Here is a 13,226-nt window from a genome sequence, read left to right as displayed (position 1 = left end):
TGTGCCCAGGGAACCGGCCTGAAGCCGCTCGGATCGCCTATCCCACCCCTCCTGAGCCGAGCGAGCGCAGGATGGCCCAGAGGCTGCCGCCGGCTTCGGGTCGCTCGATGTTCCGGTTCACGAACCACATCGCGCCTGCCATGGCGTTGAGCGCCAGCACCGCCAGCCACACCGCCCATCCTTCCGGCAGCTTCATCGCGATCGGTTCAGGCAACGGCGCCCATCATCAGCCGCGCAGGTAACGGCTCCAGGAGGCCGGCGAGAAGCTGTGGCCCGCCTCGTGGGCAATCGCCACCACGGCGGCAGCATCGGCAGCCGCATCCACCCGCAGCTTGAGCGAGGGATCGGCGTCCACCTTGGCCATGAAGGCGTTGAGCTGGGCTTTGGACACGGGAGGATCCCTGGGGTCATCTCCATGCATAGTCGAGAGGCGCCCGGCCGTGCCAGCCGCTGCCCACCGCCTGAGACAATCCACAACCGCCCCACCCCAGGAACAACCATGGCCGTTCTCGGGAGAGAGGCGATCCTGCAGGCGATCGAGGAGGGCTCGATCACGGTCACGCCCTTCAACCCCGAGCGGCTCGGCCCCGCCTCCCTCGACCTCACCCTCGCCGCCTCCTTCCGGGTGTTCCGCAAGGTGCACGCCGTGATCGCGGTGGGGGAGCACACCGACTACCGCGAGCTCACCGAGAAGATCGAGGTGCCCCAGGGGCAGCACATCCTGATCATGCCCGGTGAAACGGTGCTGGGCATCACCCAGGAACGGCTGCGCCTGGGGCCCGGCCTGTGCGGCTGGCTGGAGGGCCGCAGCCGTTTCGCCCGGCTCGGCCTGATGGTGCACATCAGCGCCCCCTTCATGGGGCCGGGGATCGACAGCCAGCAGGTGCTGGAGATGAGCAACTTCGGCCCCGCCCCCCTGGCCGTGCATCCCGGCACCGCCATCTGCCAGTTCGTGTTCCAGCAGCTGCAGGGCAGCGAGAGCTACACCGGCCGCTTCGCCGGGCAGACGGAAGACAGCTTCTGAGCAGTACCAGGCTCTGCACCCCGCCGCCCCGTCACGGCGTGCAGGGCCCCTTGGCGCTGATCACCACCTCATCGCCCAGCTTCACCGTGTCGAGCAGCGTGCGCAGCACCGGCTCGGCCACGTTCACGCAGCCGCCCGTCACCTGCTGGCCGATGCGCGCATCGTTGTTGCTGCCGTGGATGGCGAAGCTGTACCAGCGGAAGCGGCCGTCGTAGGTGTTGAAGGCGAAGGGCTGCGGCACGCTGTCCACCGGAGCCAGGCTCACGTAGCCGATGCCGTATTCGCCGGTTTCCCCGTCGCCGTCGAAGTCGATCGCGTTCATGTTGCGGAACAGGCTGGCCTTCAGCTCGGCCTCGCTCTTGCCCGACCGGGCCACCAACGCCGGCTCCATCACGAAGCGGTCGTCGCTGAGGATCGCATTCACCTTGAACCGTCCCACCGGCGTGTAGCCCTCCTCGAAACGGCTGCCCGCACAGGTGATGCCGTTGCGACCGAACCCCACCTTGAACACGGTGCGCTCTTCCCCGCGGGGCAGCACGCCGAAACTCAGCGAGGGGTCGTTCGGGTGGAGTTCGATCTTGATCGGTCCCGTGATGGCGGCAGCCTGCCTCTGTGGCGCCTGGCTCTCGCCGCAGCCCGCCAGCGCCAGGGCGGCTCCAATCAGGGTGGCGGCACGGTGCATGACGGAGCTGCAGCTGCCGCCCCATGCTGCCCCGGCCGGCGCGGCTCAGCCCTCCCCGCCCAGACCAAGCAGCTTGGCCGCCGCCAGCAGCAGCACCAGGGCCAGCAGCCGCCGCAGCCAGCTCACCGGCCAGTGGCGGCTGCCCAGCCGCGAACCCGCCATGCCGGCCAGCAGCACCGCCAGCACCAGCACCCCCAGCTGGGGCGGCGCCGCGGGCAGCGCCGGGCCGCGAACCAGCGCCAGCCCCAGCAGGCCGCTGAGTGAATTGCCCAGGATGAACAGCGACGACACCGCCGCCGCCTGGCGGGTGGTGGCCCAGCCGCGCAGCAGCAGCAGCGGCGTGAGGAACACTCCGCCACCGGTGCCGGTGAGCCCCGCCAGCAGCCCCAGGCCGGCACCGCAGGCCACCAGCAGCGCCAGCGGCGGCCTGGTGAGCCGCTCCGGATCGCGTGGCTGACGCAGGAAGCGCACGGCCGAGCCCAGCAGCACCAGCGCCACCAGCCGCTGGAACCAGACCCCCGGCAGATCCAGCCAGCCCCCCAGGAAGGCCGCCGGCAGCCCGGCCAGCAGCACCGGCCAGAACAGCCGCCAGCGCAGGTGGCCCGCCCGCCAGAACTGCCAGCTGCCCTGGCTGGCCACAACCAGGTTGAGCAGCAGTGCCAAGGGCTTGATCGTGGCCGCCGGCAGCCCCGCCAGGGCCAGCACCGCGATGTAGCCCGAGGCGCCGGCGTGGCCCACCGTGGCGTAGAGAAAGGCCACCAGGGCCAGGGGGATCGCCAGCGCCGGGGCCCAGGGCATGGCCGCCGGGCTCAGGCCCCCACCTGGGCCTGGTTGTGGATACCCGGATCCCTCCAGATGTGGTTCGGCAGTTCCAGCGGCCCCACGCGGAGGGGCGAGCACAGGGTGGCCATCGAAGGGAAACGGCGCGTCGGCCTCGGCGAGGGGGGATTCTGGCGCGGTGGCTCGGGCTGATCCGTCTCGCCCCGGCCGGTCAAACCCCGGGGCCGTCCGCTTCCGGCGAGGGGCCGGGTTCGGACCACCGCAGCGGCAGCGCGGCCGGCAGCCACAGGCCCTGCTCCAGGTGAAAGCGCAGCAGACGCTCCGCGCCGGGGTGCCTGCGGATCTCCTCCCCGTCCCAGACCACCTCCGCCGTGCCGGTGAGGCTCAGCAGGTCGCCCCGCCGGAAATCCACGAACAGCAGCCCGGCGCGGGGGTTGAGCTCGAGGTTGCCCAGGGTGTTGAAGTGGTTGTTGCCGGCGAAGTCCGGAATCGTGAGGGTGCGGCCATCGTCCACCTGCACGAAGCCCGGCGGGCCGCCGCGGTGGGACACGTCCACTCCCAGAACGTCGTCGTCGCTTCGGGCCGCGTCCATCCCCGAGGCCGGAGGCGCCTCGACCGCCGTGGCGATGAAGAAGGTGTCGGCTGCTGCGATCAGGGCCGTCTCCGCCGCGCCGAGCCGATCCAGGGCCACCACCGGCGGCGGTGTGGCGGACGCGGGGGCCTGCCGCAGCTCCCGCACCTGGATGTGCTGCGGGCAGTTGCCGAAGGTCTGCTGCACCTGCACCGTGAAGCCCTCCGGCTTCAGCGCCGCCACCCGGCCGTTGATCCGGTTGCGGCGGCGCGTGGCCAGCTCGATGCCCAGCAGACCCACCGCCGCACCCAGCCGCAGGTTGGCGGCCAGGGGATCGCCCGCCGGTGGGCGGGCCGCCACCACCAGAGTGCGCTCGTCCGGTGTGGCCAGGAATCCCGGCGGGCCCGCCAGCACCGAGGCCCAGGGACGGCCCTGGCCGTCCACCGAGCCCACCAGCACGCAGGGGAGCGCGCCGTAGAACTCCCGGTGCTGCTCGGGAAGCACCGGTCGGATCACCCGCCGGCCCTGGCGGTCCAGCCTGTCCCGCACTCCCAGGCGCGCCTGGATGGCCAGCTCGCCGGCGTGGAAGGGCGAGGAGGTTCGGTTCCAGCCGGGGTCGGCCATGGTGCGCTCGCTCGGGGGAAAGGGGGGGGGGTCAGGCCATCGGCACGTAGCCCGGCAGCTGGCGGACCCGCTCCAGCCAGGCCAGCACGTGGGGGTAGGGGGCCAGGTCGATCATCCCGTCCGGGGCGAGGGCCACGTAGGGGAACACGGCCACATCGGCGATCGTGGGCCGCTCGAACTCCAGCCAGCGGCGGCTGTTCAGGTGCTGATCCAGCAGCCCGAGGATCTGGGCCGACTTCTGCTCGGCACGCTCGCGGTTGATCGCCTTGGCCCCGAACAGGTGATGCAGACGGGCGTTCTCGGGGCCCTGGCGCACCTCGCCGGCCGCGGTGGAGAGCCAGCGGATCACCTGCGCCATCGGCAGGGGCTCCAGGGGCAGCCAGCTCTCGCCGCCATGGCGACGGGCCAGGTACACGAGGATCGCCTGGGCATCGGCGATGCGCACGCCGGCACCGTCGGCGTCGTCTTCCAGCAGGGGCACCTGGGCGAAGGGGTTGAGGGCGCGGAAGGCGTCGGAGCGCTGCTCGCCCTTCATCAGGTCGATCCGCACCCAGGTGTAGGGGACGTCGAGCAGATGCAGCAGCAGCCGGGGCTTGTAGCTGTTGCCGGAGAGCTCGTGCCCGTAGAGCTTGATCATGGCGGGGCTGCCTGTGCAGTGGTGAGGAACGGGAGGACTGGCCGGGTCGCGTGTAGACAGACCGGTCTGCGCAGAAAGAGTAACAGACCGATCTGTCTGCTGGCTAGGTTGATGGCCCGCTCTGTCGCCGTGCCCCCGTCTCCCACCCGAGCCGCTGCCGCCACCGGCTCCGCTGCCACTGCCACTGCCACTGCCACGGCCACGTCGTCCCGGCGCGAGGCCCTGCTCCAGGCCGCCCTCGAGCTGTTCAATCGCGAGGGCTACCGCGCCGTGGGCATCGATGCCCTGCTGCAGCAGGCCGGGGTGGCCAAGATGACCCTCTACAAGCACTTCCGCTCCAAGGAGGAGCTGATCGCCGCCGTGCTGGAGCGCCGCGGCGAGACCCTCGCCGCGGAGATCGTCGCCCGGGTGGAGGCGGTGCCGGTCGAGGCGCCCGATCCGGCCCGGGCCCGTCTGCTGGCGGTGTTCGCCTGGCTGGAGGACTGGCTGCGCTCCCCCGGCTTCCAGGGCTGTCTGTTCGCCAAGGCCGCCGGGGAGTACCCCGACGACGATGACCTGCCGCGGCGGGCGGCCACGGCCTTCAAGGACCGCTGCCGCGAGCTGCTGGAGCAGCTCTGCGCCGATCTGGGTGGGCCTGATCCGCTGGCCCTGGCCCGCCAGCTGGAACTGCTGATCGAGGGCGCCGCAGCAGTGGGGTTCCTGCGGCGCGATCCCACCGCCGCCTCCAGCGCGGCCCGGGCCGCGGCGGTGCTGATCGACGCCGCCCGCCCGGTTCCGACGACTCCCTAGGAAAGAAGCCCTAGGGACGAAGCCCTAGAAGATTCCGAGCTCCTTCTTTTTGCAGTAGCCCGCCCCGATGTTCATCCATCCGGAGTCGCAGGGTTTGCCGTTGGTGGGCTTCACCTCGTAGTAAATGGGGGAATTGCAGTGCTGCTTGAGGTCGTTCACGTACCCCAGCGGGCACTCGTCGTAGCCCGGCAGTTTGGGAATCCGCTTCTGGGCCACCGCCTCGCCGGGGGTGAGCACGGGCAGGGCCAGCAGCCCTGCGGCCAGAACGAGGGTGGGCTTGGGCACTGGCTGAACAACCGACTGGTGCAACTCTAAGAGCGCTGTTGCTCGCCGTCTTGCGCCTGTCCGCCCTGCCACCGATCGCCGGCCGCGAAGCCGAACTCCACGCCCTGGTGCAGCGGCCAGGCCCCGTGGCCCTGCCGCACACCAATCTCGATCTGAACGAGATCCGCTCCGGCTTCGCCTGCGCGCTGCACATGCATCAGCCCACGATTCCGGCCGGCGCGAACGGGGAGCTGATCTCCCATCTGCAGTACATGTTCGAGCACCCGGGGGAGGGCGACAACCACAACGCCGAACCCTTCGCCCACTGCTACCGCCGCCTGGCCGACATCCTTCCCCAACTGCTCGCCGCAGGCTGCAACCCGCGCATCCAGCTCGATTACTCCGGCACCCTGCTCTGGGGTTTCGAGCAGATGGGCCGCTGCGACATCCTCGAGGCGCTGCGCTTCCTGGCCACCGATCCAGCCATGCAGCCCCATGTGGAGTGGCTGGGCACGTTCTGGGGCCACGCCGTGGCGCCCTCCACGCCCATTCCCGATCTGAAGCTGCAGATCCAGGCCTGGCAGCACCACGTCGCCGCCCTGTTCGGCATGGAGATGCTCCAGCGGGTGAAGGGCTTCTCGCTGCCGGAGATGGCCCTGCCCAACCACCCCGACACGCTCTTCGCCCTGGTGAGTGCCTTGCGGGAGTGCGGCTACCGCTGGCTGCTGGTGCAGGAGCACAGCGTGGAGAACCCCGATGGCTCGGCGCTGCGCCAGGACCAGCTGTTCATCCCCAACCGCCTGGTGGCCCGCAGCTCCTGCGGCGCGGAGGTGTCCATCACGGCGCTGATCAAGACCCAGGGCTCCGACACCAAGCTGGTGGGCCAGATGCAGCCCTGTTACCAGGCCCTGGGGCTGGAGCGGGTGGTGCTGGGCGGTATCTCCATTCCGCCGTTGGTGTCCCAGATCGCCGATGGCGAAAACGGCGGCGTGATGATGAATGAATTCCCGCCCGCCTTCGTTCAGGCCCACCAGCGCATCGCCGGCGAGGGGGCTAGCCATGGCGGTGACACCGCTCAGGGCACCGTGGCGCTCAACGGCACGGAGTATCTGGAGCTGCTGGAGGCCGCCGGCGTGCCGTCCGACGCGTTCCCCCCGATCCAGGCGGTGGGGCAGCACCGGCTCTGGCAGCAGGTGGGCGGTGCTTCAGGCCATGCCTCCACCTGCGGATCCAGTGAGGCCTCAACCGAAGCTGCCATCGCCGAGCTCCAGGCGCGTGATCCCTCCTTCTCCATGGCCGGCGCCTCCTGGACCAACGACCTCAGCTGGGTGGAGGGCTACGCCAACGTGCTCGAGCCGATGCAGCAGCTCAGCGCCCTCTTCCACCAGGTGTTCGACCCGCTGGTGGCCGCGGATCCCGCCGTCACGGGATCGCCTGCCTACCAGGAGGCCCTGCTGCATCTGCTGCTGCTGGAAACCAGCTGCTTCCGCTACTGGGGCCAGGGCACCTGGACCGATTACGCCCGCGCGATCCACTGCCGCGGGGTGGAAGCACTCGGCGGCATCACGTGACGGCGCTCCTGGCCGTCAGCCGCTCAGACAGCCGCCCAGCTCGGTGGTCCACTCTCCCTGCTCATCGCGGCGCTCCAGGAAGCCCTCCTCCCCCTTGCTCCACCACTGCCACAGCTGCTCGGTGCTGTAGCGGGCCCCCGACCCCGACACCAGCTGCGGCAGGGTGAGCAGCGTCTCGCCCGGGGGCTGCAGCCGCGCGAAAGAGAGGCTGCCGTCGCTGAGCTGCCCGTAGGTCACCACCAGCTCCGTTCCGCCGTCGCAGCGGTAGCGCACCGGTTCGCGCAGCTCCACCTGCAGGCTCTCCGCCGCCACGGGAGCGACGGCCGTGAGCAGCAGCACACCGGCGCTCAGCGGCGGCAGGGCCAGTCGGCGGATCAGGGCTGCCATCAGGGGACACGAAGACATCAGGGCAGGGGCGGCACTTCCGGGAAGTGCTTGGCCATGCAGGCCTCGCACACGCCGTGGGAGAACTCCACGTTGGCGTGGCTCTTGATGAACGCCTCCACCGTGCCCCAGTAGCCCTCGTCGTTGCGGATGCCCTTGCAGTAGGAGCAGATCGGGATCAGCTCCTCCATCACGTCGATGCGCTCGAGGGCGCCGGCGAGCTGATCGGACACCCGTTTCAGCTCCAGCTGCAGCACCACCTGCCGCGCCAGCGCCTCCAGGGCCTGGAGCTGGGTGGGGCTGAGCTCCCGCGGCCGGTGATCGATCACGCAGAGGGTGCCGATGCGGGCCCCCTCCGGAGTGCGGAGGGGCACCCCGGCATAGAACACGATGTTGGGCTCGCTGCACACCAGCGGGTTGTCCTGGAAGCGGTCGTCCTCCCGGGCGTCCCGCACCACGAGCGTTTCATCGCTGAGGATCGCGTGGGCGCAGAAGGACACATCCCGGCTCGTTTCCTCCACATCCACACCCACCCGGGACTTGAACCACTGGCGCTCGGCATCCACCAGGCTGATCAGGGCGATCGGCACGTCGCAGAGCTGCGCGGCCAGCAGGGTGATGTCGTCGTACGCCTGCTCGGCCTCGGTATCGAGGATGCGGTAGCCCTGCAGCGCCTCCAGGCGGGCCTGTTCGCGGGAAGCTGCAGACGGGCGCATGGTGTTGGACCGGGCGGGAATGCTGAAAGGCCGGGCCGGACCGCCCGATTCAACGTAGGCAATGCCCCTGGAGGCCCCGGAGGGGGTTCATATCTCCTCATGCCAAGGCGTGGCGCCCGAGTCCAGGCCAGGGGGGGCGCCAGAATCCCCCGATGCCAGAACGCCGGGCCTTCCGCATCGCCAGGGCCCGTCCCGCCCCCTGGCTGAGGTCCTGCGTGGCGGTGCTGCTGGCCATCGCCATGCCAGCCACTGCTGCAGCGCTGGAACCGGGTGGGCGGGCTGAGTCGGCCCTGCCGGTGTTGCGGGTGGGGGTGGTGGATGGCGCGCCTCCCTGCAGTGACCGCGAGGGCGGCGACTGGCGGGGCCTCGCGGTGGAGTTGTGGAGCCGGATCTCCACCCGCGAGCGGCTGCCCTACGTGCTCTCGGAGTGGCCGTCGGTGCAGGCGATGCTGGAGGCCAGCCGCAACGGCGATCTGGATGTGGCGGTGGGGTGCATCAACGTGTCCCCCGAGCGGCTGCAGCGCTACCGCTTCAGCCTGCCGTTTCAGGAGGACGGGCTGGCGGTGATGGTGCTGCAGAGCCGGCTGGATCTGGGCCGCTCCTTCCTGCTGGCCCTGTTCACCCCCACCCTGCTGCAGCTGCTGGGCGGTTACCTGGCGGCGATCGCCCTGCTGGCGCTGCTCATCTGGCGCCTGGAGCACTACGGCCAGCAGCCCCAGACCCTCAGCCGCGGCCGCACCCGCAGCTTCACGGCCGTGTTCCAGATGCTGGCCACCGGCCCTGGCAGCAACACCCTCGTGGCCACCAGCCGCGGCCAGGGCATCGTGCTGCTGGCCTACCTGGTGCGGATCGTGTCGGCCTCGCTGCTGGTGGGCTACCTCACCGTGAACGTGGCCCGCCAGGCCCAGGGATTGCCCAGTTCCCGTCTCCGCTCCGTGGCCGATCTGCGCGGCCTGCGGGTGGGGGTGCGTGACGGCACCGTGAGCGAGGCCCTGCTGCAGGAGCTCAACGCCGGAGGGACCCCGCCGAAGGTGGCGATCGTGCCCCTGCCCAGCCTCCGTTCCGGCATCGACCAGCTGGTGTCCCGACGGGTCGATGCCCTGCTGAGCGACAACCTGCAGCTGCGCTACGCGCTGATCCACGCGCCGCTCCAGGGCGCCCGGCCCATCCTGGCGCTGCAGGGCATCCGGCCCGAATCCCAGGCCTTCGTGCTCTCCCCCAGCCTGCCGGCGGCCACGGCGGAGCGGATCGACCGGGCGATCAGTGCCCTCAAGCGCAACGGCGTGGTGAGTGAGCTGCGGCAGCAGGCCACCGAGCCGGACGCCGGCCCTGGCCGCTGAAGACAGCGTTGCGCCGCCCTGTGGCCAGGCCCGTGGACCATGCCTAAAGAGGGAGAACCCCAAGATGCGCCGCCATCGCAGCAGGCCGGAACCCATGGACAGCCTCAACCAGGACAAAGCCCTGCGCATCGCGCTGATCGCGGTGGGGATCGTGTACACCGTGGGGCTCTACCCGCTCACGGTGCTCTGGCCCGACGGTTTCATGTGGATGCCGCGCCAGGCGGAATACGAGCAGATGATCCTGGCCACCTTCGCGGTGCTGGGGGTCTACCTGCTGCTGGCGGCCCGGGCCCCGGCGGAGCACCGCAGCCTGATCGGCTTCGCCGGCTGGTCGAGCCTGGTGCATGGGCTGGTGATGCTGGTGCAGGCCCTGCGCGATCCGATGGAGCAGGCCAACCTCTTCGGCGACATCCCGGCCCTGATCCTGGTGGGAGCCGTGCTCCTGGTGCTCAACCGGCCGGCCCCCAGGCTCGCGGCGAGCTAGACAACGCCGGCCCCACTGAACAAGGCCCGATACCGGGGGAGCACGTCATGACCGTGACCAACGCGGAGTCGGGCACCCAGGTGCAGGAAGTGGCGGAGGGGATCTACCGCATCAGCACGCCCGTGCAGATCGAAGGCGCCGGAGGCTTCTCCTTCAACCAGTACCTGATCCGGGACGACGAACCCCTGCTGTTCCACACCGGACCGCGCCGGATCTTTCCCCTGGTGCGGGAGGCCGTCGCCCATGTGCTGCCGGTGGACACCCTGCGCCACATCGCCTTCTCCCATGTGGAGGCCGACGAGTGCGGCTCCCTGAATGAATGGCTGGCGGTCGCGCCCCGCTCCAGGCCCCTCTGCGGCACGGTGGCGGCCATGGTCTCGATCGAGGATCTGGCCGATCGCGCGCCCCGGGCCCTGCAGGACGGGGAGGCCCTCTGCCTCGGGCAGCACACCGTGCGCTGGCTCGACGCCCCCCACCTGCCCCATGGCTGGGACTGCGGCTTCCTGAGCGAGGACCACACCGCGACCCTGTTCTGCGGTGATCTGTTCACCCAGGGAGGGGCCGATCTCCCGCCCGTCACCGAGGGCGACATCCTCGGGCCGAGCGAGGCCTTCCGCCAGGCCTTCGACTATTTCTCCCACACCACCGAGGCCCGTGCCCTGCTCGAGAAGCTCGCCGCCACCAAGCCGGCCCTGCTCGCCTGCATGCACGGCAGCGCCTGGCGCGGCGATGGGGCCGGACTGCTCGGGGCCCTGGCCGATCGGTTGACGACGGATCGGTTGACGGCATGAGCCCTGTCCGTCGCCCCGGCCCTGGCCCCTGGGGGCTCAGTCTGTTGCTCCTTGCCGTCGGGCTGCAGCCTCTGGCGGCCCGGGCCCAGGCAGCGGCCGAGGTGCCCCCGCCCTGGACGCCCCCGCCCGAGCCGGCGGCCTGGGTCCAGGTCCGCACCGCCCTGCTCGAGCAGGGCCCGCCCGAGGGCCTGGCGCGCCGGGAGTGGGTGTTTGTGCGGGCGCTCGATCGGGCCGATCTGCGCGCCGGTGAGTACCTGGCCGATCCTGTGCCCGCCGCCGATGGCCCCGAGCCGCTGGTGGCCTTCCGGGCGGTGGTGCTGCTGCAGCGCCCGGCAACGGGGCCGGCCTGGCAGGTGCGCGAACGCCGGATGCGGGCCCGCTGCGACGATCGCCGCCTGGAGGTTCAGGACCCGGATGGAGCCTGGGTCGCCTATGCCGGCACGCCGGATCCGCAGGCTCCGGCCAGGCTGGCCTGGATCTGCCGCCGGGCCGTCTCCCCATGAGGCCTGCACCGATCCCGGCAGTGCCGGGCCGCCACCGTCTTCAGGAGCTGCCGCCGTGCTGATCCCGCTGCCCGGCCTGCTCCTTCTCGCGCTGCTGGCAGCGGCGGGCCTGCTGGCCTGGGGCGCCTGGCGGCGCCGCCGACGCTTTGCGCTCCTGCGGCGGCTGCCGTCACCGCCGGGGGTTCCGCTGCTCGGTCACTTGCCGGCGGTGCTGGCCGCCGTACGCCGCAAGCAGTTTTTCCAGCTCCTCCATGACTGGAGCCGGGCGTGCGGCCCGGCCTATGTGTACTGGGCCGGCAAGCCGGTGCTCGTGCTCAGCCGCCCTGCCCTGATCGAGTCCGCGATCGTGCAGGGGATGCGTTCCGGCTGCCTGATCCGCTCGCCCGCCATGCGGCGGGCCTGGAATGACATGCGAGGCCCGATCCTGATCGGCGAGGAGGGGGCGGAATGGCAGTGGCGGCGCCGGGCCTGGAATCCAGGGTTCACCGCCGCCAGCACCGCCGCCCATCTGCCGCTGCTCCAGCAGGCCAGCGCCCTGGTTCTGGAGCGCATCGCGCATGCACCGGCCGGGCAGGCCATCGCCCTGGATCCCCTGTTCGTGGAGTTGGCGATGCGGGTCATCGCCACCCTGATGCTGGGCATCCCCCTGCAGGACGGGGCGGAGAGCCCGGAAGGCCCGCCCCTGGATGTGGCCCGCGCCTACCAGGCCATGGGAGTGCTCGGCCGCCGCTTCTTCCGGCTCGCCGCCGGTGAGAGCCCCTGGATGAAACATCTGCCCACCCGGACCTCCCGGGCTTACTGGGCCGCCCGCCGGGTGCTGGAGGATCTGCTCGCCCCCCGGGTGGCCCTCGCCCTGCGCCTGCGGGATGGGGGCGGCGGCGATGGGAGCGCCTGCACCGAGACAGGTCTCAGCCCCCTGTTCCGCCAGTCGCTGCTGGTGCGGATCGCGGCCAAGGAGCCCCGTTACGACCAGGACACCCTGCTGGCCGAGACCATTGAATTTCTGATCGCCGGCACCGACACCACGGCCCACACCCTCTCCTTCGCCACCGGATCGCTGGCACTCCACTCCGAGGTGCTGGCCCGGGTGAGGCAGGAGGTGGATCAGGCCTGGGAACGCCATGGCGGCCTGACACCGGCCTGCATCGGCGAACTGGATCTGGTGCGGGGGGTGATCCGCGAGACGCTGCGCCTGTTTTCGGTGGCCTCGGGATCCACGGCCCTGCAGGTGGTGAAGGAGACCCACCTGGAGGGGGTCGGCAGGGTGCCGGCGGGAACCACGGTGGTCTGGTCGATGCAGGGGGCCGGCCGGGATCCGCTGGCCTACCCCAGGCCCCTGGAGTTCCTGCCCGAACGCTGGCTGCCGGGCGGCCCGGAGGGGCTGGCGCCCCCGATGATCGACTTCGGCACAGGGCCCCACCGTTGCATCGGCGAACATCTGGCGATGCTGGAGGCCACGGTGATGCTGGCCCAGCTGCTGCGCCACTACACCTGGGAGCTGGTCAACGGCCCGGCGTCGCTGGAGAATCAGCGCCAGAACCTGCTGATCTTTCCCGCCGACGGCCTGCCCGTGCGCGTCCGGCGCCGGTCAACCGCTTAAGGATCACGGGCGGGGTCATGCGCTGGGGTAGGGGCGGAAGCTCACGGGCTCGTACTTGGCGATCGTCACAGTCCAGGCCTGGGACACCAGGGCCCTCAGCTCCTGCAGCACCGCCGCGGTGTCGCCCCCGGCGATCCAGGCGGCCTTGAGCCTGGGCAGCTGGGCGTTCATCGCCTCCATCGGCATCACCACGAGCAGCAGGCTGGTGTCGCCGGCGGCTCGCCCCAGGGCCCCCTGGTCGCTGCGTTGCCACACCCGCAGCAGCAGCTCGAGGGCCAGATCGCGGCCTGCCTCGCCGGGATCCTCGCTGGGATCCCCGTCGCCGGCGGTTGCGGCAGGCAGCGATCGACCCGCCAACGGCAGGGCCCGGCTGCCGTTCTGTTCAAGAAAAGCCAGGGCAATCAGATAGGGGGTATCCGCCATGGGGACAACAACTCAGGCACCATCACCCTGACGGATGCCGTGC

At 70.9% G+C, this 13,226-nt stretch carries 18 protein-coding genes; 8 read left to right on the top strand and 10 right to left on the bottom strand.

Features of this window, described 5'->3' with window-relative positions; translation table 11 throughout:
- Positions 1–37: 37 nt before the first annotated feature.
- Positions 38–214 carry a hypothetical protein gene (locus CPCC7001_RS15515; RefSeq protein WP_006909881.1) on the bottom strand — a complete coding sequence of 59 codons (177 nt, stop codon included), beginning with the start codon at positions 212–214 and terminating at the stop codon, positions 38–40.
- A gap of 12 nt (positions 215–226) precedes the next feature.
- Positions 227–391 carry a Nif11-like leader peptide family RiPP precursor gene (locus tag CPCC7001_RS06820; protein ID WP_043368728.1) on the bottom strand — a complete coding sequence of 55 codons (165 nt, stop codon included), beginning with the start codon at positions 389–391 and terminating at the stop codon, positions 227–229.
- Between the two features lie 108 nt (positions 392–499).
- Here CPCC7001_RS06820 and dcd point away from each other — a divergent pair, with 108 nt between their 5' ends.
- Complete coding sequence (gene dcd / locus CPCC7001_RS06815; RefSeq protein ID WP_006910038.1) at positions 500–1,024, top strand: dCTP deaminase; 525 nt, start codon at positions 500–502, stop codon at positions 1,022–1,024.
- Between the two features lie 31 nt (positions 1,025–1,055).
- Here the strand turns inward: dcd and CPCC7001_RS06810 are convergent, their stop codons facing one another.
- From CPCC7001_RS06810 to CPCC7001_RS06795, 4 genes are all read right to left on the bottom strand, one after another.
- Positions 1,056–1,706 carry a L,D-transpeptidase gene (locus CPCC7001_RS06810; RefSeq protein WP_006911240.1) on the bottom strand — a complete coding sequence of 217 codons (651 nt, stop codon included), beginning with the start codon at positions 1,704–1,706 and terminating at the stop codon, positions 1,056–1,058.
- Positions 1,707–1,751: 45 nt separating this feature from the next.
- Positions 1,752–2,504, bottom strand: a complete 753-nt coding sequence (locus CPCC7001_RS06805) for a sulfite exporter TauE/SafE family protein (protein WP_006909098.1) — start codon at positions 2,502–2,504, stop codon at positions 1,752–1,754.
- Between the two features lie 193 nt (positions 2,505–2,697).
- The gene (locus CPCC7001_RS06800; protein ID WP_006910998.1) at positions 2,698–3,681 is read right to left on the bottom strand and encodes a pyridoxamine 5'-phosphate oxidase family protein; all 984 of its coding nucleotides are present in this window, start codon (positions 3,679–3,681) and stop codon (positions 2,698–2,700) included.
- A 31-nt stretch (positions 3,682–3,712) separates the two neighbouring features.
- On the bottom strand, positions 3,713–4,318 hold the full coding sequence (locus tag CPCC7001_RS06795) for a glutathione S-transferase family protein (RefSeq protein WP_006911280.1): 606 nt from the start codon (positions 4,316–4,318) through the stop codon (positions 3,713–3,715).
- A gap of 111 nt (positions 4,319–4,429) precedes the next feature.
- On the opposite strand from CPCC7001_RS06795, the gene CPCC7001_RS06790 reads away from it, so the two are divergent.
- On the top strand, positions 4,430–5,107 hold the full coding sequence (locus CPCC7001_RS06790) for a TetR/AcrR family transcriptional regulator (protein ID WP_006910196.1): 678 nt from the start codon (positions 4,430–4,432) through the stop codon (positions 5,105–5,107).
- A gap of 24 nt (positions 5,108–5,131) precedes the next feature.
- Here the strand turns inward: CPCC7001_RS06790 and CPCC7001_RS06785 are convergent, their stop codons facing one another.
- Positions 5,132–5,392, bottom strand: a complete 261-nt coding sequence (locus CPCC7001_RS06785) for a hypothetical protein (RefSeq protein ID WP_006910654.1) — start codon at positions 5,390–5,392, stop codon at positions 5,132–5,134.
- 50 nt (positions 5,393–5,442) lie between these two features.
- On the opposite strand from CPCC7001_RS06785, the gene CPCC7001_RS06780 reads away from it, so the two are divergent.
- A complete protein-coding gene (locus tag CPCC7001_RS06780) occupies positions 5,443–6,942 on the top strand; it encodes a hypothetical protein (RefSeq protein ID WP_006911472.1) in 1,500 nt (499 codons plus the stop codon).
- Positions 6,943–6,957: 15 nt separating this feature from the next.
- Here the strand turns inward: CPCC7001_RS06780 and CPCC7001_RS06775 are convergent, their stop codons facing one another.
- Positions 6,958–7,329 (bottom strand): MliC family protein, encoded by a 372-nt coding sequence (locus tag CPCC7001_RS06775; protein ID WP_006911214.1) that lies wholly within the window; start codon positions 7,327–7,329, stop codon positions 6,958–6,960.
- Between the two features lie 17 nt (positions 7,330–7,346).
- Positions 7,347–8,042: a GAF domain-containing protein gene (locus CPCC7001_RS06770; RefSeq protein ID WP_006909154.1), complete on the bottom strand. Its 696-nt coding sequence runs from the start codon at positions 8,040–8,042 to the stop codon at positions 7,347–7,349.
- 152 nt (positions 8,043–8,194) lie between these two features.
- On the opposite strand from CPCC7001_RS06770, the gene CPCC7001_RS06765 reads away from it, so the two are divergent.
- The 5 genes from CPCC7001_RS06765 to CPCC7001_RS06745 all read left to right on the top strand — a co-directional run bounded on the left by CPCC7001_RS06765 (position 8,195) and on the right by CPCC7001_RS06745 (position 12,760).
- The gene (locus CPCC7001_RS06765; protein WP_006910000.1) at positions 8,195–9,382 is read left to right on the top strand and encodes an ABC transporter substrate-binding protein; all 1,188 of its coding nucleotides are present in this window, start codon (positions 8,195–8,197) and stop codon (positions 9,380–9,382) included.
- Positions 9,383–9,476: 94 nt separating this feature from the next.
- A complete protein-coding gene (locus CPCC7001_RS06760) occupies positions 9,477–9,866 on the top strand; it encodes a DUF6632 domain-containing protein (protein ID WP_006910112.1) in 390 nt (129 codons plus the stop codon).
- Between the two features lie 47 nt (positions 9,867–9,913).
- Complete coding sequence (locus tag CPCC7001_RS06755) at positions 9,914–10,657, top strand: MBL fold metallo-hydrolase (RefSeq protein ID WP_006910876.1); 744 nt, start codon at positions 9,914–9,916, stop codon at positions 10,655–10,657.
- 44 nt (positions 10,658–10,701) lie between these two features.
- A complete protein-coding gene (locus CPCC7001_RS14030) occupies positions 10,702–11,160 on the top strand; it encodes a hypothetical protein (RefSeq protein ID WP_006909494.1) in 459 nt (152 codons plus the stop codon).
- Positions 11,161–11,215: 55 nt separating this feature from the next.
- Complete coding sequence (locus CPCC7001_RS06745) at positions 11,216–12,760, top strand: cytochrome P450 (RefSeq protein ID WP_006909162.1); 1,545 nt, start codon at positions 11,216–11,218, stop codon at positions 12,758–12,760.
- 15 nt (positions 12,761–12,775) lie between these two features.
- Here the strand turns inward: CPCC7001_RS06745 and CPCC7001_RS06740 are convergent, their stop codons facing one another.
- On the bottom strand, positions 12,776–13,183 hold the full coding sequence (locus CPCC7001_RS06740) for a hypothetical protein (protein ID WP_006910790.1): 408 nt from the start codon (positions 13,181–13,183) through the stop codon (positions 12,776–12,778).
- Positions 13,184–13,226: the final 43 nt, after the last annotated feature.

The sequence above is a fragment of the Cyanobium sp. PCC 7001 genome (assembly GCF_000155635.1).
Classification (GTDB): Bacteria; Cyanobacteriota; Cyanobacteriia; order PCC-6307; family Cyanobiaceae; genus NIES-981.
Note: the sequence above shows the minus strand (reverse complement) of the source record. Positions and strands in the feature narration are given on the sequence as shown.